The following is a 21778-nucleotide window of genomic DNA, read 5'->3' on the forward strand; positions in this document are numbered from 1 at the left end:
GCCGTCATCGTACTGATGCATCAGGAGAGTTGAAGGAGTCCACGAAGAAGATCACGGCTTTCGGCCGGATCGGGACTGTCCTTCGCCAGCTTCTCCATCACGGCGCCGTACTGGGCGACCTCCTCGCGCTTGTCGAGATAGAGGGCGCCGGTGAGCTGCTCCAGGTAGACGACGTCGGAGAGGTCGGACTCGGGGAAGCTGAGCATGGTGAAGGAGCCGCTCTCGCCGGCGTGCCCGCCGAAGCTGAAGGGCATCACCTGGAGGGTGACCCCGGGGTGCTCGGAGACGTCGATGAGGTGCTTCAGCTGCCCGCGCATCACGGCCCGGTCGCCGTACGGGCGGCGGAGCGCGGCCTCGTCGAGGATGACGTGGAAGTGCGGGGCGCGCTCGGAGACGAGGACCTTCTGGCGTTCGACGCGGAGGGCGACGCGGCGGTCGATGTCGGCCTGCGAGGCGCCGGGCATGCCCCGGGCGACGACCGCGTGGGCGTACTCCTCTGTCTGCAACAGGCCGTGCACGAACTGCACTTCGTAGACGCGCAGGAGGGAGGCGGCGGCCTCCAGGCCGATGTACGTCTGGAACCAGCCCGGCAGGACGTCGCCGAAGCTGTGCCACCAGCCGGCGAGGTTGGCCTCGCGGGCGAGACCCAGGAGCGCGCCGCGCTCGGTCTCCTCGGTGACTCCGTAGAGAGTGAGCAGATCCTCTATGTCCCTGGCCTTGAAGCTCACCCTTCCCAACTCCATGCGGCTGATCTTGGATTCGGAGGCGCGGATCGAGTAGCCGGCGGCCTCGCGGGTGATGCCCCTCGATTCGCGCAGGCGCCTCAGCTGGGAGCCCAGCAGGATGCGCCGGACGACGCTCCCGCCCGCTCCGTTCATTTCGCCTGCGGTCACGGCTCCAGCCTTCCCTTCACGGTGACGAGCCCCCGTCGAGCCCCGGATTCTGCCACCAAACGCTTCAGCGCGTACACATCTGATTACGGAAGGGGAGGCAGAGGGGTGAGATCTGGACGAGGCCCGGTCACGTCCGCGTCAAGAAGATTTCCACAGATTCACCACAGGGTCGGACAGGTCCGGCACCCGAGGGTCGCGTGCACGTGCATCTGCCCTTGCATCCCGTGGATGCATTCGGAACCATGGACCCCGCGCAGCCGCGTACTCGTTCGCGTTGTCGTGTTGTCGCAATGTTTCGCACTGTTCGCACCGTTGTCGCACCACCACCGCGATTCCCGGGAGTGCCTCGCATGGGGACGAATGGATCGACCGTGCTCGAGCCTTTACGGCAGGGTCTCCCGCCGATCGATCCCGGCGCCGTCTCCACCTCCGCCTCCTGTGCCCTGCCCGCCCGGTACGACGCCGTGCGCGGGGCCCGGAAGTTCACCAGCGCGACGCTGGACAGCTGGAACCTCGGCGACCGCTTCGACGACGTGGCCCTCGTGGTCTCCGAGCTCGTCACGAACGCGCTGCGGCACGCCGTCCCGGACGGCGGCTGTCCCGACGACCCGCAGGCACCGCCGGTGCGGCTGCACCTGATGCGCTGGGCCTCCCGCCTGGTGTGCGCGGTGCGCGACCCCAGCCGGGAGAGCCCGGAGGCGCGCGGCGGCGAGGAGGACTTCTCCGCGGAGTCGGGCCGGGGCCTGTTCCTGGTCGAGTCGTTCAGCGACAGCTGGGGCTGGCATCCGCTGGCCGGACGGCTCCAGGGCAAGGTGGTCTGGGCGCTCTTCCGGGTGGGCCCGGAGGAGGAGTAGTCCGGGACGGACGGGTGCCGGACACGGACGCGCGACAGGCATGAGACAGGCATGGGAAAGGCCCCGGCGACACACCGCCGGGGCCTTTCCCGTGCCTGCACCCGCGTCTGCACCCGCGCCTGTCGCATGCCTGTGGCGTGCTTGTCGCGCGGCTGTCGCGCGTGCTCGTTCCGCGTGCTTGCCGCGCGGCTGTCGTGCGTGCTCGTGCCGCGTGCTCGTTCCGCGACCGGCTGCCGTGCGCGGATCAGACGAGGTGGTCGAACTCCCCGTCCTTGACCCCCAGCAGCAGCGCCTCTATCTCGGCCGGCGTATAGACGAGCGCGGGCCCGTCCGGGTGGCGGGAGTTGCGTACGGCAACGTTTCCCCCGGGCAGTTTGGCGAACTCGACGCACGAGCCCTGGGAGTTGCTGTGCCTGCTCTTCTGCCAGACGACACCCCGCAGCTCCGTGGCCGCCATGCCGTTGTACGCGTGGTGCGCGTGATGCACTGGGAGCTCCCCGAGTTGCGTCGTACAGGTGTCAACTTCCCCGGATCATAGCTTCGTTCATATGCCGATGCATGAGCAGATGCACGTGCACGAGGCGTGGTGTAGTCGCTACGCGACTCAGCGTGCGAAGGGGGCCGCCTCGCACGGCGAAGCCCCCGCGATCTTCCCATCCGGGTGGACGGGAGCGCGGGGGCGGTGGTTCCCTCCGGCGGCGTCAGAGTCGGGGGAGGTCGGAGAGGAGCCGCTCCGCGCGGTCGTACAGCCGGACGGCCATGGAGGACGCGTCGGGGGTCACGGCGTACCAGACCCCCCATCCCGGGCGGCCCGCCAGTTCGAGGAGGACGGCGGTGGTGGTTCGGCCCTTCGCGTCCACGAGGTCGACCCGGCCGACGTCCCGGGTCCCGTAGTAGAGGCCGGAGCGGAAGGCTCCCTCGCCCTGGAAGCTGACGCCGGGGGAGCGCAGGTCGATGTTGCCGTCGTCGACCGGGCGGAACTGCCTCATGCCGTCCTCCCCGCCCTCCCAGTACTTGCCCCTGGCCGTGAGCCACACCGTCCATCCGGGCGCGGCCTCCACCCGCTCCCCCGCCGCCACGGTCCGCACCGGGGTGGGGATCCGCGGGACGGTGGCGGAGGTCCGGGGGGTGCCGGGAGTCCGGGGGGTGGTGGGGGACGCGGCCGAGGCGGAGGCGGCGGAGGCGCTTGCGGTGGTCGCGAAGGGCGGGGCGGCGAGGCCGGCGGCGGGGTGCGGGTCGCCGGCCAGGGCCGTACCGGCCGCGACGGCGGCCGAGACGCCGAGGACGGCGAGGACGGAGAGGGCGACGGTACGGCGCCGGCGGCGGACGCGGCCCGCCCGGACGACCGCCGCGACGGGCGCGGGCCCCGGGGTCATGTCGTGGGCGGCGCGGGTGAACTCGGCGCGGAGCAGGTCGTCCCACGCCTCGGCGGCGTCGGGCCCGGCGTCGGGGGCGGGGGTCATGAGGGGGCTCCGTAGGGGGTGCGGAGGGAGGGGCCGGGCAGCGGCGGGGCGCCGGAGGCGAGCCGGGGGTGGGCGCGCAGGGCGGCGAGACCGCGCCGGGCGTGGGTCTTCACGGTGCCGATCGAGCACCGGAGGACGTCCGCGATCTCCTGCTCGGTCAGATCGTCCCAGTACCGCAGGACCATCACCGTGCGCTGGCGGACGCTCAGGTCGGCTAACGCCTCCAGGAGCACCGCACGCTCCTCGACGTGCTCGGCGTGGCCGGCGTCCCGGTGCCGGGCGGACTCCGGGAGCACCGGCATGAGGAGGTGGGCGACCCGGCGGCGGCGCAGGCGGCTGATGTTGTTGTTGACGAGGGCCCGGCGCACATAGAGGTCGATGTCCTCGCGCGGGACCTTGTGCCAGCGGCCGTACACCTTGGCCAGCGTCGTCTGCACCAGGTCCTCCGCCTCGTGGAAGTCGCCGGTGAGCAGCTGGGCGGTGCGGACGAGCCGGGGCCAGGCGGCGGAGGCGAAGTCGGCGAAGTCGGCGTCGGGCTCGGGAGCCGGTGGGTGGGTCACGGTGGCGGACCTCGCGTTCCGGGAGGTGGTACGGCGGGGCCCGCCCCGTGCCGGGCCCCGCCGAGCGTGGTGGACGGCCCGTCAGAAGTCCAGGGCGGGCAGCTCGACGAGGAGCCGGCCGTTCCTGGCGTGGAAGGCGACGGAGACGTCGTGGCCGGTCGGCGCGGTGTGGGCGTACCAGACGCCCCAGCCGGGCCGGCCGGGCAGCTGGAGCAGGGTCGCGCGGGTGACGCGGCCCTCGGAGTCGGTCACCTCGACCCGCCCGGGGCGGACCGGGCCGCCGTACACGCCCGAGTGGAAGGTGCCCTCGCCCTGGTGGCTGAGGGCGGGCCGGGTCAGGTCGAGGTTGCCGTCGACGACGCTGCGGAACTGCTCGAAGCCGTCCGGGCCGGTCCAGTGCTTGCCCTGCCGGGTGAGCCAGATGGTGTAGCCGCCACCGGCGTCGACGCGCTCGCCGGAGCGGACGGTGCGCACGGCGGCCGAGGCGGTGGCGGGGGCGGGGGCGGACGAGACGGTGGGGGCGGAGGAGACGGCTGGGGTCGAAGTGGCGGAGGAGACGGCGGGGGCGGCGGTGGCCGGGGTGGCGAGGGCGGCGGCGGCCGCCGCGGCCGTGACGGCGGCGCCCGCGGCGAGCAGGTACTTCTTCATGGGTTCGCTCCTGGTTCCGTACGGTCTTCCCTCCTTCTCAACTCCCGCCGTCCCGGCTTCGGATGACACCTCTCCGGAAGATTTCCGGGGAGAGGTCGGACGCGCGCGGTCTCAGGCGTCGGCGCGGGCGGTCTCAGGCGTCGGCGAGGGCGGTCGAGAGCTCGTCCAGGGCGGCGAGGAGCAGCCGGGCCGCCTTCCGCAGCAGCGGGTCGGCGACCTCCGTGTCCCAGGCGGCGACGGTCTCGCGCAGGTCGTCCCAGACGGGGACCTTCCGCTCGCGGACCGCCTTCGCACCCCGCTCGGTCGCCTTGCGCAGCGCCTCCGCGAGACCGGCGGCGGCCGGGAGGGGCGGGGCGCCGCGCTCGGGGAGGTGGGCCTCCAGGAGCATCGCGGCCCGGCCGAACTCGGCGAGCGCGTGGCCCGCGCCCTCGGCCGCCGCGTGCGAGAGCCCCCGGTGCCGTACCGGCTCGTGGCCGGCCAGGCCCAGGGCGTCGTGCCAGGCCACGCGGGCGGCGCGGGCGGAGAGCAGCGCCTCGCGCACATCGGGGCTGCCGGGCCCGGCGGGGTCGGCGTACCGGGCGGCGACGGAGGCCGCGTACCGTCCGGAGGTGGTGAGCCAGTCGGCGAGCCGGCCGCGCAGCCGGGGCGTCTCCCAGGCGGGGTAGAGGGCGTAGCCGAGCATCGCGAGGAGGCCGCCGAGGAGGGTGAGCAGGACCCGGTCCCGTACGGTCTGGCCCACCCCCGAGCCCTCCATGCCGAGGAGGAAGACGACGTACGCGGCGACGCAGACCTGGCTGACGGCGTACCCCGTGCGCATCAGCAGGTACATGCCGAAGGCGCAGAGGACGGCGAGACCAGCGGAGAGGTACGTCCCCGGGTGCGCGGTCCGCACGACGGCGGTGGCGAGCGCGACGCCGACGAGCGTGCCGCCGAAGCGGGCCACCGAGCGGGCGTACGTCTGGGAGAAGTCCGGGCGCATCACCATCACGGAGGTCATCGGCGCCCAGTACCCGTGCCCGAAGGGCAGCGCCAGGCCGAGCAGATAGCCGGCGGCGGTGACCCCGGAGACCCGGAGCGCGTGCCGCAGGATGGCCGAACCCGGCCGCACCTCCGCCCGCATCTTCGCGAGGACGACCGGCGCGAGGCGGAGGAGGGTGGGGCGGGTGCGGGGGCCGAGGAGGCTCGGGTCCGGGCCCCGCCGCGGATCGGCGCGTCCGTCTCCCGTGCCCGTGCCCGTCTCCTCATCCGCGCCTCCGCGGCCCGTCCTCTCGTCCGCGCCTCCGCGGCCCGTCTCCTCGTCCGCGCCCCCGGGGCTCGTCTCCGTGCGTGGTTCCGCCGTCTCGACGACGTCCCCGAGGAGGGCGATGAGGCGGAGGGCGGCGCGGTGGGCGCGGTCGGTGAGGATCGTGCCGGTGTCCGGGGTACGGAGGGCGGCGACGGCCGCGGGGGGCAGCCGGACCGGTTCGCCGTGCCGGATGGCGTGCGCGGCGGCGTCGAGGACCTCGCCCGCGGCGGCGAGCAGTTCGCGGACCCGGTCGCGCTGCGGGCCCTCGGCGGGGACGCCGACCGCCGGATCCGCGAGCGAGGCGAGCACGGGCCGGATCCGCTCGGCGAGCCGCCGGGGGCCGTGCAGTTCGGCGGGGCGGCGGCGGGCCTGGCGCGGGGTGACGGCCGCGGCGCTGCGGGCCGTCATGAGCGGGACCGGATCGAAGGGCGCGACCGGGTCGTGGCGCAGCCTGCGGGCGTAGTCCGCCTCCGCGGCCAGCGCGTCCGCGAGGGCGTCGCGCTGGGCGCCCCAGGGCCGTACCGGCAGGAGCACGACCAGCGCGGCCTGGACGACCCCGCCCGCGAAGATCATGACGGCGTGCCCGGCGGCGGTCGCGACGGAGGTGGGCAACGTGATGGTGACCAGCATGATCGCCACGTTGGAGGAGGCGATGATGCCGGCCGTGGGCCCGGCCGCCCAGGCCAGCCCGGAGAGGAAGGTCCACAGCAGCAGGAGGGCGAGGAAGAGGAGCAGATGGGAGCCGGTCAGATACCCCAGGAAGGTGGAGACGGCGAGACTGCCGCCGGAGGCGAGGGCGAGGGTGGGGCGAGGACGCCACGACCGCTGGAAGGTCGCGATGGCGGCCTGGAACGCGCCGAACGCGGACGAGGCGGCGACCGCGGGACCGAAGACGGCCAGCGAGAAGCCGACGACGAGCGCGAGTCCGAGGGCACCCCGGGCGGCGATGACCGGAGCGAGCCGCCGCCGCTCGACGGTGAGGCCCGAGCGCGCGGTCTCCCTCAGCGCCCGGAGCCAGCTCATGGACCGAGCGTAGCGACGATCACCCCGTAACCCGACATTTCACCCCATCGATCCGGCGGCTGTCCGGCGCGGATCCGCCGGACGGACACCCCTAGCGCGGGGCGCGGCCGTGCAGGCGGGCCCGGTCCGGCCGGACGGGACACCCCCTAGCCCGGGGCGCGGCCGCGCAGGCGGGCCCGGTCCGGGGTGAGGGTGGCGGTCTCGGCGGCGGTGGCGCCGTGGTTCCAGCCGTCCTCGTCCCACATCGCGCGGACCCGGGTGGCCCGCGTCTCCGGGAAGAGCTCGTCCGTGCGGGCGGCCACGGCGACCTCCCGGGAGGCGAGGACCGGAAGCAGCGTCGGGGCCTCGGCGGCCACCCGCCGGGAGGTCGCCTCCAGACGGGCGCCGAGCCGGTTCGCGTACGCGAGCAGGAAGGACTGCCGGAAGGACTTGGTGCGTTTGCGGCCGCCCTTGCGCTGCTCCGCCTCCGCGCGGGTCATCGCGGCCGTCCCCTGCACGAGGAGCGAGGTGTACAGCAGCTCGACCGGGTCGAGGTCGGCCTCGAAGCCGACCACCGTCGAGAAGCCGTACGTCTCGTTCCAGACCGCCCGGCAGTGGTTCGCGGTCGCCACCGCGTCGAGCAGGATCGCCTTCGCCTGCTCGTACGGCGGCTCCACCCCGATCCGGATCGCGCCCGGCGTCCGCGGCGACGGCGCCCCGGCCGCGAGCCCGGCCTCGTCGAGGCTGTGCCGGGCCATCAGCTCCTGCGCCTTCGCGGTCAGGGCCTCCGCCTCCTCCGGGTAGCCGGTGGCCTCCGCCTTGGCGAGCAGCGCGCGGATCCGGGTGAGCATCCGCGGCTCACCGACCGCCGCCGGCGGCAGCGCCTCGCCGGGTACGGGCCCCACCGCGTCGAGCCGGGGCAGCCGTGCCAGCAGCCGGTACAGCTGGAGGACGGCCGTCGCCGAGGAGAAGCGGTCGGCGGGCGGCCCGGCCCCCGCCCCGTCGTCGAGTCCGCCGATCTGCTCGCTCCAGCGCCGCGGCAGCGTCGCGTACCGCGCCGTCTCGGCGCGCACCACGCCGCCGAGCAGCCGCAGGTGTTCCTCCCCCAGTTCGCGCCGGACCGTGCGCGCCAGGTCGGCGGGCTGCCAGCCGCGCTCCCACAGCGTCCGTACGAACTCCTCGCCGCGCCGCGCGAGACCGGCGTCGGCGGCCGGGTCGGCGGCGAGCAGGGAGGCCGCCGTGTCGAGGGAGCGGTCGTCGCGGCTGTGCAGCGACTCGCGCAGCGCCCGCTCGACGGTGGACTCCCGTGCCTCCTCCTGCATGACCGTGACCGTTCCCTTCCGTACCTCGCGCCGGCCTCCTCCCCCGATGGTCTCAGCCCGGCGGGGGTATGCCCGGCCCTACGGTATGCCTGGCCCTTCGGTATGCCTGGCCCTTCGGTATGCCGGGCCCTTCGGTATGCCTGGCCCTACCCCGGGACGCCCGTCAGACGGCGTGACCCGGCACCCGGCGAAACGGTTCGCTGGAGCCATGACCAGCACCCTTCCTCCTTCCGCCCCCGCCTTCGGCCCCGTCGCCGTACGGCTCCGGGGGCTCGTCCGGCGGCACGGAGAGGTCCGGGCCCTCGACGGCGTGGACCTCGACGTCGCCGCCGGGACCTTCACGGCCGTCATGGGCCCGTCCGGTTCCGGGAAGTCGACCCTGCTGCGGTGCGCCGCCGGGCTCGACCGCCCGGACGCGGGCAGCGTCGAGGTGGCGGGCACGGCCCTGGAGGGGCTGAGCGAGCGGCGGCTCACGCTGCTGCGGCGGGACCGGATCGGCTTCGTCTTCCAGTCCTTCAACCTGCTGCCGACGCTGACGGCCGCGCAGAACGTGGCCCTCCCGCTCCGGCTCGCGGGCCGCCGACCCGCGCGCGGCGAGGTCCGGGCGGCGCTCGCCCGGGTCGGGCTCGCCGGGCGCGAGCGGCACCGGCCGGCCGAACTCTCCGGCGGCCAGTGCCAGCGGGTCGCCCTCGCCCGGGCGCTGATCACCCGCCCCGCCGTCCTCTTCGGCGACGAGCCGACCGGCGCGCTCGACTCCGCCACCGGCGCGGACGTGATGGACCTGCTCCGCGCCCTCGTGGACGAGGAGGCCCGCACGCTCGTCATGGTGACCCACGACCCGCTCGCCGCGGCCCGCGCGGACCGCGTCGTCTTCCTGGTCGACGGCCGCCCGGCGGGCGAACTCACCGCCCCCACCGCGCACGAGGTGGCGACCCGACTGGCGGGGCTCCGCACGGGCGGCGCAGGAGCGGGCGGCGCGGGAGCGCGGCCGGACGGGGCGGTGGCGGGGGCCGGCAGGGCGGGGGCGCGGGCCGGGGCAAGGCCGGGCGGCGCGGGGGCGGGGTCCGACTGGGGCGCGGGGACGCAGCCGGACGGCGCGGGTGCGCAATCAGACGGCGTAGGGGTCGGGGCGCAGTACGGCGGCGCGGGGACACGGTCCAGCGGCGCGAGGACGCAGTCGAACGGCGGCCCCGGGGTGGGGGCCGGCGGCGACGCCGGGGCACGGCCGGACGGCCCGGAGGCGCGGGCCGGCGGCGACGCCGGGGCACGGCCGGGCCGCGTCGGTGCGGGTGGGCGGGACGGGGGTGCGGCGTGCTGAGCGTCGTCGTGAGTGGGCTGCGGGGGCGCTGGGCGTCCTTCCTGGGCGGGTTCCTCGCGCTCGTGCTGGGCGTGGGGATGCTGACGGCCACCGGGCTCGGGCTCGCCGCCGTGCTCGACCCGCCGGGCCGCGCGCCCGAGCGGTTCGCGTCCTCGCCCGTCGTCGTCCTCGGCCAGGACCGGCTCACCGTGGAGGTCCGGCGCGGTCCCGGGACCGCGCTCGTCTCCCGGCCGCTCGACCGTCCACAGCCTGTGGACACCGCTCTGCTGCGCGAACTCCGCACCCGGTGGACCCTGACGGAGAACCCGGCGGACGTGCGGCACCCCGACGCCGTCGGGCTCGACGCCCCCGCCGACCTGGTCCGGGCCGTCGTCGGCGACCGGGCACAGGTGCTCACCGGCGCCGAGCGCCGCCGCGCCGACCCGGACCACGAACGGGACGGTCACGAACTCACCGGCCTGAACGCCCTCCTCGGCACCGCCGGCGGCGTCGCCGCCTTCGTCTCCGTCTTCGTCGTCGCCTCCGTCTTCGCCTTCTCCGTGGCGCTGCGCCGCCGCGAGTTCGGGCTGCTCCGCACCTCCGGGGCCACCCCCGGCCAGGTCCGCCGGCTGCTGCTCGCCGAGGCGACCGCCCTCGGCGTGACCGCGTCCGCGGCGGGCTGCGCGCTCGGCGGTCTGGCCGCGCCGCCGATGGCCCGGGCCCTGGTGGACCGGGGCCTGGCGCCGGAGTGGTTCGCCCACGCCGCCGGCGGGAGCGCCGGATGGCCGTACCACCTGGCCTTCTGGACGGGCCTCTGCGTCGCCCTGGCGGGCGCGGTCGCCGCCGCCCACCGCGCCGGGCGGACCGGCCCGGTGGACGCGCTGCGCGAGGCCGACGTCGACCGGGACGTGCTGCCGCCGGGCCGGGCGCTGCTCGGGGCGGGACTGCTGGCGGCCGGGCTCGGGCTGCTGGTCTGGACGTACGCCACCGAGCCGGAGGCGCTGCTCAAGCGGAAGACGTACACGACCCTGCCGATGCTCCTGACCGGCGGCGCGGCCCTGCTCGCACCGCTGCTCGTGCGGCCGGTGGCCCGGCTGCTCCCGGTCCCCCGGGGCGGGGCCGTCGGGCTCCTCGTCCGGGAGAACGGCGCCGCCGCGGTGCGTCGTACCGCCGCCGTCGCCGCGCCGGTCCTGGTGACCGTGGCGCTGGCGGGAACGCTCTTCGGCGCCTCGGAGAGCGTGGCGCGCGCGAAGGAGACGGAGGCGCGGGAGCGGACGGCGGCGGCGTACGTGGCCGAGGGGCCGGCGGTGAAGCTCCCTCCCCGTACGGACGGCGGCGCGGTCGTCGCCGCCTCCGGGCCGACCTCCCTCTTCGTACGGGACGGGGCCGAGGCGGTCGTGAAGTACGGGGCCAGGGCCGTCGCCGACCCGGCGGCCATCGCGGAGCTCTCCCGGCTTCCCGTGGTCGCCGGGGACCTGCGGGACCTCGACGACCGGTCGATCGTCGTGAACGAGGAGTTCGAGCGGCGGCGGGTCGGCGAGGAGGTGGAGGTGTGGCGGGCCGACGGCAGCGGTCCGGTACGGCTCCGGGTCGCGGCCGTCCTCGCGCGGGGGACCGGTGACAACGGGCCGTACGTCACCCGCGCCCAGGCGCCCGGCGCCGTGCTCGATCGCCTGGAGTCGGACCGGCCGCTGCCGGCGGCGGGCGACTCCTCCGCCGCCCCCGCGGCCGGGAACCGGGCCGCCGCGACCGGCCTGCGGCTGGTCCTCGTCCTCGTGCTCCTCTATACGGTGATCGCGCTGGCGAGCACCCTGCTCATGGCCACGTCGGTACGCGGCGGGGAACTGGCCTCGCTCCGGCTGGCCGGCGCCACCCGCGCGCAGGCCCTGCGGGCGGTGACGGGCGAGGCGGTCCTCGCGGTCGCCATCGGCACGGCCCTCGGGCTCGGCGTGACGGCCGCCGTCCTCGGCGCGCTCGGCGCGGGTCTCGCCGCGCTCTCCGCGCCGGTCGTCCTGGCGGTCCCGTGGGTCCCGACGGGCGCGGCGGCGGGAGTCTGCGCGCTGGTCGCCGTCGCCGCGTCCGCCCTCCCCGCGTGGCGGCTCTCCCGCTGACCGGCGATGGTGGGACGGGGCGGTGGCCGGGGTCGGAGCCGGGCCACCGCCCTCCACGCGCGAGCCGGGACCGATGCCGGAGCCGGGCCACCACCCTCCGCACGTGGGTCGGGGCCGATGCCGACGCCGGGCCACCACCCTCCACACGCGAGCCGAGGCCGATGCCGGCGCCGGGCCACGGCCGCCCGGCGCGTGGGCCGGGGTCGGAGCCGCGCCACGGCAGCCCCGCGCGCCGCCCCTCCGGCTGCGCGCCGCGCCGCGGCCCCCGCCGGTCCGCACCCTCCAGTGGTCCTCCGTACGGGCACGCGTTCCGCGAGGGTGGCGCCCTCCCCGCCGACCGCCCCGACCCGCCCCGACCCGCCCCTCCCCGCCTCGACGGAGCGGACCGGAGCGCACCGGACCGGAGCGGCGGGTCACGGCAGGAGGACCAGCTTGCCCCGGACGTGCCCGGTCTCGCTGAGGTCCTGGGCCCGCGCCGCCTCCTTGAGGGGGAGCGTGTCGGCGAGGCGGAGCCTCAGCGTGCCCGCGACGACGCCCGCCGCCTGCGCCGTCAGCCACTCCCGTACGCGGGAGAAGTCCTGCTCGGGGACGCTGTAGGGGATCCCGAACTCCGCCGCGTCCGTGGCGGCGATCGTCGCGATCCGCTCCTTGCGGGCCGCGCCCTCGCCGCCGAGCAGCTCGATGGCGACCGGCAGCACGCCGTGGCCCGCGGCGTCGAAGACCGCGTCGACGCCCTGCGGGGCCGCGGCCCGCACCCGCTCGGCGAGGCCGTCGCCGTACGCGACCGGGATCGCGCCGAGTCCGCGCAGATAGGCGTGGTTGGACGCGGAGGCCGAACCGACGACCGTGACGCCCGCGGCGACCGCGAGCTGGACGGCGACGGTGCCGACGATCCCCGCCGCGCCGTGCAGGAAGAGCGTCTCGCCCTCCCGTACGCCGAGCTCCGCGAGGACCCGCGCCGCCGTCTCCCCGGCGACCGGGAGGCCCACCGCGTCCTCCCAGGAGAGGCCGGCCGGCTTCGGCAGGAGCCGGTCCCCGACGGCGTACCGGGCGTAGCCGCCGGTCCTCGACCAGCCGAACACCTCGTCGCCGACGGCGAGTCCGGTGACGCCCTCGCCGAGCGCGTCGACCGTGCCGGCCACCTCGATGCCCGGCACGGCGGGGAAGGTCGTGGGGAAGAACTCCTCCAGCAGACCCCTGCGCACCTTCCAGTCCATCGGGTTGACCCCGGCCGCCGCCACCCGCAGCCGGACCTCGCCGGGCCCCGGCTCCGGGACCTCCGCCGAGGTCACGTGCCGCAGCACCTCGGACCCGCCGAACTCCTCGAACACGATCGCTTCCATCGACTCCACCGTCGCCATGTCGCCCTCCGTATCAGCGTGTTCGCCGCCCCGGACCCGGGGTGACCGCTTCTCGACACGGTCAAGCCTGCGCCGGGCCGGCCCCTCCCCCGCCCTCCGTCCGGCCAGTACCGCCTGTCCGAAAGACCAGCCGCCGGCCGCCTCTCGGCACCTAGGCTGAGCGTCATGGACCCGCTGACGCTGACCACCGCGTACGAGATCCTCAGCCGGCCGCTCGACGGCGTCCTCGCGCAGCTCTCCGCCACGCTCGCGCCGGTCGTCCCGCACACCGGCGCAGCCGAACTCTCCACGCACTGCGCCCACTCGCCGTTCAAGACGGCCGGAGAGACGGGCGGTGTCACCGGCGCCGAGCTGGCTCCGCTGCTCGCGGCCGGCGTGCCCGGCGAGCCCTGGCAGGGGACGGCGCGGCTCGGCGGCCGGGCCCGGACGGTCCTCGCGGTGACCAGCGGCGCCACCGCCCGGCACTCGCTGCTCGTGCTGGTGCGGGAGGACGGCGCGGCCCCGGCGGCACCGGCCGCGCTCACCCTGGCGCAGGCGCTGTGGGATCTGGTGACCAGCCACCTCGACCGGTTCGCCGTCGAGGCGATGCCCGGGGCGCTGGCCCGTTCCCGCACCGCCGCCGACACCCGCGCCCGGGTCGGCGCCGAACTCACCACCGCCCACGCCGCCGCCCTCTCCGGGCTGCTCTCGGTGCTCCGCAGCGGCGCCCTGGACGACACGGCGGCCCGGGCCGCCGCCACGGAACTCGCCGCCGCCGCGCTCCTGGAGGTGCGGGCCGCGCGGCGGCGGGACCGGGAGATCGCCGAGGAGCCGGCCGGCGACGCCTTCCGCCGGCTGGCCGACCAGCTCCGGCCGATGCTCCGCCACAGCCCGGTCCGGCTCGAACTCGGGCCGCCGGACGGCACCCGCTCGCTCGCCGCCGACGTGGCCCACGCCGCCCGGGCCATCGTCCGGGCGCTGCTCCTCATCGTCCTGGAACAGGAGGACCTGAGCCGGGTCCACGTCGGCTGGCAGCTGTCCGAGGACGAGCTGCGGGCGACCGTCCGCGACGACGGGCCGGGTGTCATCGGAGCCTGCGAGATCGGCGCGGGGACGGTACGGGACCGGCTCGACGTCCTCGGGGGGCGGCTGGAGATCGAGACCGTGCCGCGCTGGGGCACCACCATGACCGCCGTGCTGCCGCTGGCCGCGCCGGACGCCCCGGCCGGACCCGCGCACCCGCTGGCGACCCTGGGCGAGCGGGAGACCGAGGTCCTGCGGCACCTGGCGCTCGGCCACCGCAACCGCCGCATCGCCGAGGCGCTGCACATCAGCGAGTCCACCGTGAAGTTCCACGTGGCGAACATCCTCGGCAAGCTCGGCGTCGGCTCCCGCGGCGAGGCGGCGGCCCTCTTCCACGCGGCGGCGTAGCCCACGGGCCGACGCGCACCGGCCGCGATCCGCGGGCCGGGGCCCGGAGTGCCGAGATCCGGAGTGCCGCGAAGCGCCGACCGAGCCCCGGAGTCCCGCGAACCGGCGGCCGAGGTCAGGGGGTGCCATGAACCACCGACCGAGCCCCGGAGTCCCGCGAGCCGGCGCACAGCCCCGTGGGACACGGTGTCCCGAGGATCCGGGATGTCGTGATCCGCCGCTGTCAGTGCCGGATGCCAGACTCGCACCCATGAGCGAGAGGTGGGCGCTGGCCCCGGAGCCGGAGGGGGAGGGCGCGGTCCTCGTCCCGCTCGGGCCGGACGGCGCGCCCGCCGGGGAGGTGCGCCGCGAGCCCGACCTGGCAGCGGCCGTCCGGGCCCGGCCGGAGGTGGCACGCTGGGTGTGGCGGTCGACCGCCGAGGTGTATCCGCGGCTGCTCGCCGCCGGAGTCCGCGTCGAGCGGTGCTACGACATCGAGGACGCCGAGCAGCTGCTCCTCGGCCACGAGGGCCGCCTCGGCGAGCCCCGCTCGGCCGCCGCCGCGTGGGCCCGGCTGCGGAACGGCCCGGTGCCCCCCGACCCGCCGCAGCGGACCGCGGAGCCCGGCTCGCAGGACTTCCTCTTCGAGCCGAGACCCGTCGCCTCCGTCCCCTTCGAGGGCCTGCTCGCGGTCTACGCGGAGCAGCAGCGCCGGCACGACCGGGCCGAACACCCGGGCCGGATGCGGCTGCTGACCGCCGCCGAGTCGGCCGGGATGCTGGTGGCCGCCGAGATGCACCGGGCGGGACTGCCCTGGCGGGCCGACGTGCACCGGGAGCTGCTGCACGAGCTGCTGGGCGAGCGGTACGCGGGCGGCGGCGAGCCGCGTCGCCTCGCCGAGCTCGCGGACGAGGTGTCGGCCGCCTTCGGCCGCAGGGTCCGGCCCGATCTGCCCGCCGACGTGGTGAAGGCGTTCGCCCGGGCCGGCATCCGGCTGCGGTCCACCCGCCGCTGGGAGCTCCAGGAGATCGACCACCCGGCGGTGGAGCCGCTCATCGCCTACAAGAAGCTGTACCGGATCTGGACCGCGCACGGCTGGTCCTGGCTGGCGGACTGGGTGCGCGACGGCCGCTTCCGGCCTGAGTACCTGCCGGGCGGCACGGTCAGCGGCCGCTGGACGACGAACGGCGGCGGGGCGCTCCAGATCCCGAAGGTGATCCGGCGCGCGGTCGTCGCCGACGACGGCTGGCGGCTGGTGGTGGCGGACGCCGACCAGATGGAGCCCCGGGTGCTCGCCGCGATCTCCCGCGACCCGGGTCTGATGGAGGTCGCCGGGCACCCCGACGACCTCTACACCCGCCTGTCCGACCGGGCGTTCTCCGGCGACCGCGACCACGCCAAGATCGCCCTGCTGGGCGCGGTCTACGGCCAGACCAGCGGCGACGGCCTGAAGAACCTGGCGGCGCTGCGCCGCCGCTTCCCCCGCGCGGTCGCGTACGTCGACGAGGCGGCGAAGGCCGGCGAGGAGGGCCGGCTCGTGCGCACCTGGCTCGGCAGGACCAGCCCGAAGGCGGTCGGCGCGGGCGACGACGGCGAGGCGGGCCTCCCTCAGGAAGCCGCCGAACAGACCGTCGCGGAGGAGGGTTTCACCCCGGGATACGCCTCCGGCAACGCCCGGGCGCGCGGCCGTTTCACCCGTAACTTCGTGGTCCAGGGCAGTGCCGCCGACTGGGCGCTGCTGATGCTCGCGGCGCTGCGCCGCACCCTGTCGGCGGCCGGGATGCGGGCCGAGCTGGTCTTCTTCCAGCACGACGAGGTGATCGTGCACTGCCCGGCGGAGGAGGCGGAGGCGGTGACGGCGGCGATCCGGGCGGCCGGGGACGAGGCGGGCCGGATCGCCTTCGGCGACACCCCGGTCCGCTTCCCGTTCACGACGGCGACGGTGGAGCGGTACGCCGACGCCAAGTAGCCGCCGCGTACCGCCCCTTGTCTTCCGCTGTGCGCCTACCTGGCGGGGAGCTTCGCCCACTTCGGGTCGAGGGCGATCGCCTTCAGCTGCTCCATGGTGAGCGCCGGCTCCGCGCGGGTGGCGGGCTCGTGCTGGGCGCCGGTGTTGAAGGCGGAGACGACGACCCGGAAGCCCTTCTTCGTCATGGTGTCGGCTGACCACCACACGACGCCCGCGCCGCCCTTCTCGCCAGGCTGCCGGGTGAGCTTCAGCTTGCCGCCGCCGGGCAGGGTGGTGACGTCGCCGGAGCCGTACAGATCGCGGGCGGCGCCGCCCATGCCGTACTGGACGTTGATCTGGACGAAACTCTTGCCGTTGCCGTCGTCGACGACCACGTAACCGTACTCGCCCTCCCCGCCCTTCTCGACGACCCGAAGCCCCTCGGGCAGCAGGGCGCGCAGGGTGCCGGGGACGTCGCCGGTCACCTGCGACGGGGCCTTGCGCGTCACGCCGGGCTTCACGAGGGCCTCCGCTCCGGGCTTCACGCCCGGCCCCGCGGGCGTGGTGGGCAGCGGCGGGATCTGCTCCAGGAGCGGCCGCCACGCCTCGGCGGTGACGAGCGCCTTGAGCTGGGTGGCGTCGAGGGGCGGGTCCTCGCGGCTGACCACGGCGCCCTTCTGGGCGGCCGCGTTGTACTCGCTCGCGTCGACCAGGAAGCCGTCCTCGGTGAGCAGGACCGCCCGCCAGTTCTTGGTCTCCTCGCGCTTGTCCGGGTACTCGTAGCCCTGGAAGACCATGAACCGCCCTCCGTCGGGGAGCGTTCCGTCGGTGCAGTGGTCGTGGGGGACGAACGTCTTCGAGGGGCAGGTCACCTGGTCGACGCCCGCCTCCGCGGTGCGGCCGGCGCGTGCGAGGAGGACGCTGAAGGCGGCCTCGCCCTTGCCGTCGTCGTAGACGCCGCTGATGCCCTGCCCCTTGCCGTCGAGGCCGTCGAACCGCCATTCCCCGGGAGGGGTGTTGGCCTTGAGGACCTCCGCGATCTCGGAGAGCGGGATCTCCGCCTCGCCGGGCCTCGGCGCGGCGGGTGTGACCTGCCTGGTCGCGCTCCTGTCGCGCTCGGGCGCCCCGGCCACGGACGCCTTGTCGGCGGGGCCGGCGGGGCCGGCGGGGGAGACGACGGAGCCGGCGTACACGCCGCCGACGCCGATGGCGGCGAGCGCGAGGGCTCCGCCGGTGACGGCGAGGCGGCGGCGGAGCAGTCGGCGGCGGCCTCGGGCGAGCCCGCCGGTGACCAGTTCGGGCCGGCCGTCGAGGGCGAAGCTCTCGCCGGTGGAGCGCAGGACCGAGCCGAGTTCGTCGGCGAACCGGCCGTCGGGGTCGTGGTCGTGCTGGTCGTGGTCGGGCATGACGAGATCACCGTCTCTGCTTCGGGGGTACGCGCCCGCGGAGGCGCGTCTGCGGGTGAGGGGTGGCCGCTCGGCGGCCGGAGGGGCGTGTCGGCTACTCAGCGCCCGGCGAACTCGGCGATGCTGCCGCCGAGTCGCTGCCGGAGCTTGCCGAGCGCACGCGTGCAGCGGGTGCGGACGGCCGCGGAGCTGGTGTGCAGGGCGTCGGCGGTCTCCTCGACGCTGCGGTCCTCCCAGTAGCGCAGCACCACGACCGCCCGGTCCTTCGGGGGCAGCGCGGCGAGCGCGTCGAGGAGGGCGATCCGCAGCAACGGGTCGGTGCCGTCGACCGGGGTGTGGTCGGGCAGTTCTCCCAGCGGGCGCTCGGTCGCGGAGCGGCGCCGCTGGTGGCTGAGGAACGTGCGGACGAGGACGGTCTGCGCGTACGCGGCGGGGTTGCCGATCCGGGACGTCCGTCCCCAGAGGGCGTACATCTTGCCCAGCGTCTCCTGCGTGAGGTCCTCGGCGAGATGGACGTCCCCGCTGGTCAGCAGGCACGCCGAGCGGAACAGCTGGCCCGTGCGCGCCGAGGCGAACTCCAGGAACCCGTCCGCGCGGGACGCTCTCATGCCCCTCCTCTCCGTGGTGGTCGCGAAGGGTCACGGGTGGTCGCCCTGGGCGACCGCCCCCCTCGCTGTCCTGCCCTACACCCCTTCGACGCGGCGGGGCCGCGGAAATGTTTCACCGAACCCGTCGGCCAACGCATCCAAAGAAGCGGAATCGGGTAATCCTGTTGATATGAACACTCTCAGCGCAGAGACCCTGGCCGCTGGAGTCTGGCAGTCGGGTCTGGGACAGGTCCTCGGCGGCGTCGTCCTCGTCGCCGTCCTCATCACGGCCTTCTGGTTCGGATACCGGGTACGCACCCGCGAGTCACGTCCACCGCAGCCCGAAGAACAGCCGCACCGGCCGGACACCGGGGCCCTTCCCGGCGAGGCGACGGAGTACCGCCGGCCGAACGAGATGCCCCACACCGACGGCGAGCACCGACTCATGCCCTACCAGCTCAAGGGCGGCGGGAGCGCCGACACCGAGCCGCAGAGCGAGGAGAAGCGCAAGTGGGGCGGCATCTCCAGCGGCGGCTTCGGCAGCGGAGGCACCGGACACGGCGACTGACGTGCGCACCACCCCGCCGAGCCGGCTGCGGGCGATGGCCCAGAGCCTGCTCGGCTCCGCCCCCGAGGCGGCGCGCGCGGTGCGGACCACCGAACGCGTCCTCGCCTCGTACGGCCCCGGCGCCCGCGCACGCCGGGGCCCCGGCCCCGTGCCCGATCCGGGGCCGCCTCCCGAGTCCGTCCTGGCCCGGGTCTGCCTCGGCCGGCTCCGGGCCCGCGAGGCCCGCCGCACCGAGCCGTGGGACCCCTGGTCGGACACGCCCGACGCCCCCGTCCTCACCCCGGCGGAACGGCTCGTCCTCGTCCTCCACGACCGCTTCGGCGTCCCGTACGAGGACCTCGCCCCGGCTCTGGAGCGCGCTCCGGCGGCGGTCCGCCAGATCGGCGTCCGCGCGCGGGCGCGCGCCCGCGGCGCCGAGGAGATGCCGGTGACCGACCCGGTCCGCCTCCGGGCCGCGGTCGACGCGGTCCTCACCGCCGCCCGGGAGGGCGACACGGCGGCGCTGCGCGCCCTCCTCGACCCGGACGCCGTCCTGCGGGCCGACTCCGGCGCCGTACGCGGCGGAGTCACACCCGCCCACGGCGCCCCGGCCGTCGCCCGCGTCCTCGCGGCCCGCGCGGCGGTGGCCCGGCCGGTCCTGGTGGACGGGGCGCCCGCCCTGGTCGCCGCCCCGGACGCGGTCTACCGCTTCACGGCCCCGGCCGGGACGATCACCTCGGTCGACGTCCTGGCCGACCCGGCCCACCTCTCCCGCCTGGCCATCACGTCCTCGGTGCACTGATCACGAGCGTCGTCGGCACGCGTGATCAGTACACCCGGCTAGCTTCCGTCGGCACGCGTGATCAGTACACCCGGCTAGCTTCCGTCGGCCCGCCGCCCGGCCCGGTCCGCGATGTGCCCGGGCACGGCGGCGGCGAGTTCCGCCGGCAGCGCCGGATCGGCGACGGGCGCCCCGAACGTGGTCACGAGCGGCAGCACCCCCGCCCACAACCCGAGTTCCGCGTCCGCGGAGTCCCCGTCGTCCGGCGGCCCGCTCCGCGTCTTGACCGACGCCTCGGTGAGGTCGAGCGCGAGCAGCGAGGTGGCGGCCAGCTCCTTCCGGCTGGGCTGCCGCACGTACTCCCACTGCCCCGGGCTGCTCTGCTCGGTCAGCGCCCGCAGCCCCCGCAGCTTCTCCTCCGGGTCGGTCACCAGCTCGGGCACGCCGTAGACCATGGCACACCGGTAGTTGACCCCGTGCTCGAACACCGACCGGGCGAGGACCAGCCCGTCCACGTGCGTGACCGTCACGCACACCGTGCTCCCCGGCGCCTGGACCAGGCTCCGGCTGGCCACGGACCCGTGCACGTAGAGCCGGTCCCCGTCGACGCCGTACGCGGTCGGCACCACCATCGGCACCCCGTCCACGGTCACCCCGAGATGGCACAGCCACCCCGCCGCCAGCACGGCGTCCAGATCCGCCCGCCGGTACGACCCCTTCTCCCGCATCCGCCGCAACCGCGTCCGCTCGGTGACGTCCAGCTCGCTCTCGTCCACGCTTCCCCCAGCTCTCCTCAACGGTCCCGGCACGACAAGGACTTCGACCCCGGCGATCTAACCATCCCCGCCCACGGACCCGTCCCGCCCCCGGCGGCAAGAGGGGTACTAGCACCCCTGAGATCCCCTCGGACGATCGTCATGCTGAGAACACAGCGAGACAGCGGCGAGTGCGAAGTGAGGGCGGGACATGAACGCACGGACGGGCGGGGCCGAGAGGGCCGATCGGAGCCTCGGTGGTTCCGTGGCGATGATGCTGCGGGGCGTGGCCCTGACAGGGCTGGCGGTCTACGAGGCGCTGCTGCTCCTGTGGGTGTCGCTCGTCGTCTGCCTCTGCTTCGCCGGTATCGGGATCCCGCTCCTGCCGGGCGCGTTGAACGCGGTCCGCAAGGAGGCGCGGACCCAGCGCAGGCTGGCCGGGGAATGGTCCGGCATCCGGGTCGGGTACCCGCACCTGCCCGAGCCGGCCACGGTCCCCGGCCCGGCCTGGAAGCGGGCCCATCGGATGCTCGGTGACAGCGACACCTGGCGGGACCTGCTCTGGGCCCTGGTCAACCCGCTGGTCGGCCCGCTGACGGCACTCCTCCCCGCGGCCGCGGTCGTGGGCGGACTCTGGGGCCTGAGCCTCACGTTCCTGTGGGACAGCCTGCCCGAGTCCTGGAACGGCATCTGGTTCACCTTCATCCCCGTGAACAGCCAGACGACGGCGATCCTGGCGGGGGCCCTCGGCCTCGTGGAGCTCGCGGCGGGCCTCGCCCTGCTGCCCCGCCTGATGCTGCCGCTGCACGGCCGCTGGGTGCGACTGATGCTGGGCTCCACCCGCGCCGCGCTGACCAACCGTGTCGAGCACCTCGCCAACACCCGTTCCGACGCGATGGACATGAACGCCACCGAGCTGCGCCGGATCGAGCGGGACCTGCACGACGGTGCCCAGGTGCGACTCGTGGCCCTGGGCATGACCCTCTCCGCCGCCGAGTCCCTGGTCGAGCGGAACCCCGAGGCCGTACGTGCTCTCCTCGCCGAGGCCAAGGACACCTCGGCCAAGGCCCTGAACGAACTCCGCGACCTGGTGCACGGCGTACACCCGCCGCTGCTCGCCGACCGGGGTCTGACGGACGCCATCCGCACCCTCGGCCTGGAACTCCCCCTGCGGGTCCACGTCACCGGCTCGATCCCCGGCCGGCTGCCGGCCCCGGTGGAGTCCGCCGCGTACTTCGCCATCGCCGAACTGCTCAGCAATGTCACCAAGCACGCCAAGGCCTCCGAGGCCACCGTCGACATCCGGTACTCCGGCCACAGCCTGCGGGTCGCCGTCCACGACGACGGCGTCGGCGGCGCCGACACCCGCAACGGCACCGGCCTGGCCGGGGTCGAGCGCCGGCTGGCCGCCTTCGACGGCCTCCTCGTGGTCACCAGCCCGCTGGGCGGCCCCACTTCGGCCGCCTTCGAGATCGCCTGCGAACTCGTCAGCGGCTCCGCGGCCGACGGCGTCCCGGCGACCTGACCCCCGGCTCCGGCCGGGGCTCCGGCCCCGGCTCGGGCACCAGC

Annotated in this window: 18 protein-coding genes and 1 pseudogene; 8 read left to right on the top strand and 11 right to left on the bottom strand. The window is 75.6% G+C overall.

The annotated features are described in order from the left end of the window. Positions 1-20: 20 nt before the first annotated feature. A complete protein-coding gene (locus ACFYT9_RS31200; RefSeq protein WP_376598734.1) occupies positions 21-893 on the bottom strand; it encodes a helix-turn-helix domain-containing protein in 873 nt (290 codons plus the stop codon). Positions 894-1243: 350 nt separating this feature from the next. On the opposite strand from ACFYT9_RS31200, the gene ACFYT9_RS31205 reads away from it, so the two are divergent. Then, the gene (locus ACFYT9_RS31205; protein WP_376598736.1) at positions 1244-1747 is read left to right on the top strand and encodes an ATP-binding protein; all 504 of its coding nucleotides are present in this window, start codon (positions 1244-1246) and stop codon (positions 1745-1747) included. 244 nt (positions 1748-1991) lie between these two features. Here the strand turns inward: ACFYT9_RS31205 and ACFYT9_RS31210 are convergent, their stop codons facing one another. The 6 genes from ACFYT9_RS31210 to ACFYT9_RS31235 form a co-directional block, all read right to left on the bottom strand. Further along, complete coding sequence (locus ACFYT9_RS31210) at positions 1992-2204, bottom strand: DUF397 domain-containing protein (protein WP_030219358.1); 213 nt, start codon at positions 2202-2204, stop codon at positions 1992-1994. Between the two features lie 244 nt (positions 2205-2448). Then, positions 2449-3210: a hypothetical protein gene (locus ACFYT9_RS31215; protein WP_389169099.1), complete on the bottom strand. Its 762-nt coding sequence runs from the start codon at positions 3208-3210 to the stop codon at positions 2449-2451. Beyond that, entirely contained in the window at positions 3207-3770 is a 564-nt protein-coding gene (locus tag ACFYT9_RS31220; RefSeq protein ID WP_389169101.1) for a SigE family RNA polymerase sigma factor, read from the bottom strand. The genes ACFYT9_RS31215 and ACFYT9_RS31220 overlap by 4 nt, the downstream gene beginning before the upstream one ends. Before the next feature lie 81 nt (positions 3771-3851). Further along, a complete protein-coding gene (locus tag ACFYT9_RS31225) occupies positions 3852-4418 on the bottom strand; it encodes a hypothetical protein (protein WP_389169103.1) in 567 nt (188 codons plus the stop codon). A 133-nt stretch (positions 4419-4551) separates the two neighbouring features. Next, entirely contained in the window at positions 4552-6726 is a 2175-nt protein-coding gene (locus ACFYT9_RS31230) for an FUSC family protein (RefSeq protein ID WP_389169105.1), read from the bottom strand. 146 nt (positions 6727-6872) lie between these two features. After that, positions 6873-8027, bottom strand: a complete 1155-nt coding sequence (locus ACFYT9_RS31235; RefSeq protein WP_389169107.1) for a DUF2786 domain-containing protein — start codon at positions 8025-8027, stop codon at positions 6873-6875. A gap of 208 nt (positions 8028-8235) precedes the next feature. Here ACFYT9_RS31235 and ACFYT9_RS31240 point away from each other — a divergent pair. Together ACFYT9_RS31240 and ACFYT9_RS31245 are read left to right on the top strand one after the other, a co-directional pair. Further along, positions 8236-9024 (top strand): annotated as a pseudogene (locus tag ACFYT9_RS31240) (ABC transporter ATP-binding protein); the annotation flags it as partial. Positions 9025-9338: 314 nt separating this feature from the next. Further along, entirely contained in the window at positions 9339-11435 is a 2097-nt protein-coding gene (locus tag ACFYT9_RS31245) for an FtsX-like permease family protein (protein ID WP_389169109.1), read from the top strand. 413 nt (positions 11436-11848) lie between these two features. Here ACFYT9_RS31245 and ACFYT9_RS31250 read toward each other — a convergent pair whose 3' ends face one another. After that, the gene (locus tag ACFYT9_RS31250) at positions 11849-12778 is read right to left on the bottom strand and encodes an NADP-dependent oxidoreductase (protein WP_389169169.1); all 930 of its coding nucleotides are present in this window, start codon (positions 12776-12778) and stop codon (positions 11849-11851) included. A 183-nt stretch (positions 12779-12961) separates the two neighbouring features. Here ACFYT9_RS31250 and ACFYT9_RS31255 point away from each other — a divergent pair, with 183 nt between their 5' ends. Both ACFYT9_RS31255 and ACFYT9_RS31260 read left to right on the top strand, forming a co-directional pair. Continuing rightward, complete coding sequence (locus ACFYT9_RS31255) at positions 12962-14206, top strand: LuxR C-terminal-related transcriptional regulator (RefSeq protein ID WP_389169111.1); 1245 nt, start codon at positions 12962-12964, stop codon at positions 14204-14206. Positions 14207-14456: 250 nt separating this feature from the next. After that, positions 14457-16154, top strand: coding sequence for a bifunctional 3'-5' exonuclease/DNA polymerase (locus ACFYT9_RS31260; protein ID WP_387273060.1), 1698 nt, complete (start codon positions 14457-14459; stop codon positions 16152-16154). A gap of 35 nt (positions 16155-16189) precedes the next feature. Here the strand turns inward: ACFYT9_RS31260 and ACFYT9_RS31265 are convergent, their stop codons facing one another. Together ACFYT9_RS31265 and ACFYT9_RS31270 are read right to left on the bottom strand one after the other, a co-directional pair. Next, positions 16190-17539, bottom strand: a complete 1350-nt coding sequence (locus ACFYT9_RS31265; protein WP_389169113.1) for a hypothetical protein — start codon at positions 17537-17539, stop codon at positions 16190-16192. A gap of 98 nt (positions 17540-17637) precedes the next feature. Next, positions 17638-18147: a SigE family RNA polymerase sigma factor gene (locus tag ACFYT9_RS31270; protein ID WP_376604212.1), complete on the bottom strand. Its 510-nt coding sequence runs from the start codon at positions 18145-18147 to the stop codon at positions 17638-17640. A gap of 169 nt (positions 18148-18316) precedes the next feature. On the opposite strand from ACFYT9_RS31270, the gene ACFYT9_RS31275 reads away from it, so the two are divergent. Together ACFYT9_RS31275 and ACFYT9_RS31280 are read left to right on the top strand one after the other, a co-directional pair. After that, the gene (locus ACFYT9_RS31275; protein WP_376604210.1) at positions 18317-18694 is read left to right on the top strand and encodes a DUF6479 family protein; all 378 of its coding nucleotides are present in this window, start codon (positions 18317-18319) and stop codon (positions 18692-18694) included. A 1-nt stretch (position 18695) separates the two neighbouring features. After that, entirely contained in the window at positions 18696-19475 is a 780-nt protein-coding gene (locus ACFYT9_RS31280; RefSeq protein WP_387273054.1) for an RNA polymerase subunit sigma-70, read from the top strand. 74 nt (positions 19476-19549) lie between these two features. Here ACFYT9_RS31280 and ACFYT9_RS31285 read toward each other — a convergent pair whose 3' ends face one another. Then, positions 19550-20182 (bottom strand): pyridoxamine 5'-phosphate oxidase family protein, encoded by a 633-nt coding sequence (locus ACFYT9_RS31285; protein WP_387273125.1) that lies wholly within the window; start codon positions 20180-20182, stop codon positions 19550-19552. 238 nt (positions 20183-20420) lie between these two features. On the opposite strand from ACFYT9_RS31285, the gene ACFYT9_RS31290 reads away from it, so the two are divergent. After that, positions 20421-21734, top strand: coding sequence for a sensor histidine kinase (locus ACFYT9_RS31290; RefSeq protein ID WP_389169116.1), 1314 nt, complete (start codon positions 20421-20423; stop codon positions 21732-21734). Positions 21735-21778 lie beyond the last annotated feature (44 nt).

The sequence above is a fragment of the Streptomyces sp. NPDC004435 genome, from assembly GCF_042873895.1.
Lineage (GTDB): Bacteria > Actinomycetota > Actinomycetes > Streptomycetales > Streptomycetaceae > Streptomyces.

Coding starts and splice junctions, on each gene's coding strand:
- ACFYT9_RS31205 (WP_376598736.1), top strand. CDS start 1,244: ATGGGGACGAATGGATCGACCGTGCTCGAGCCTTTACGGCAGGGTCTC.
- ACFYT9_RS31210 (WP_030219358.1), bottom strand. CDS start 2,204: ATGGCGGCCACGGAGCTGCGGGGTGTCGTCTGGCAGAAGAGCAGGCAC.
- ACFYT9_RS31215 (WP_389169099.1), bottom strand. CDS start 3,210: ATGACCCCCGCCCCCGACGCCGGGCCCGACGCCGCCGAGGCGTGGGAC.
- ACFYT9_RS31225 (WP_389169103.1), bottom strand. CDS start 4,418: ATGAAGAAGTACCTGCTCGCCGCGGGCGCCGCCGTCACGGCCGCGGCG.
- ACFYT9_RS31230 (WP_389169105.1), bottom strand. CDS start 6,726: ATGAGCTGGCTCCGGGCGCTGAGGGAGACCGCGCGCTCGGGCCTCACC.
- ACFYT9_RS31235 (WP_389169107.1), bottom strand. CDS start 8,027: ATGCAGGAGGAGGCACGGGAGTCCACCGTCGAGCGGGCGCTGCGCGAG.
- ACFYT9_RS31250 (WP_389169169.1), bottom strand. CDS start 12,778: ATGGAAGCGATCGTGTTCGAGGAGTTCGGCGGGTCCGAGGTGCTGCGG.
- ACFYT9_RS31255 (WP_389169111.1), top strand. CDS start 12,962: ATGGACCCGCTGACGCTGACCACCGCGTACGAGATCCTCAGCCGGCCG.
- ACFYT9_RS31260 (WP_387273060.1), top strand. CDS start 14,457: ATGAGCGAGAGGTGGGCGCTGGCCCCGGAGCCGGAGGGGGAGGGCGCG.
- ACFYT9_RS31265 (WP_389169113.1), bottom strand. CDS start 17,539: ATGCCCGACCACGACCAGCACGACCACGACCCCGACGGCCGGTTCGCC.
- ACFYT9_RS31270 (WP_376604212.1), bottom strand. CDS start 18,147: ATGAGAGCGTCCCGCGCGGACGGGTTCCTGGAGTTCGCCTCGGCGCGC.
- ACFYT9_RS31275 (WP_376604210.1), top strand. CDS start 18,317: ATGAACACTCTCAGCGCAGAGACCCTGGCCGCTGGAGTCTGGCAGTCG.
- ACFYT9_RS31285 (WP_387273125.1), bottom strand. CDS start 20,182: ATGCGGGAGAAGGGGTCGTACCGGCGGGCGGATCTGGACGCCGTGCTG.
- ACFYT9_RS31290 (WP_389169116.1), top strand. CDS start 20,421: ATGAACGCACGGACGGGCGGGGCCGAGAGGGCCGATCGGAGCCTCGGT.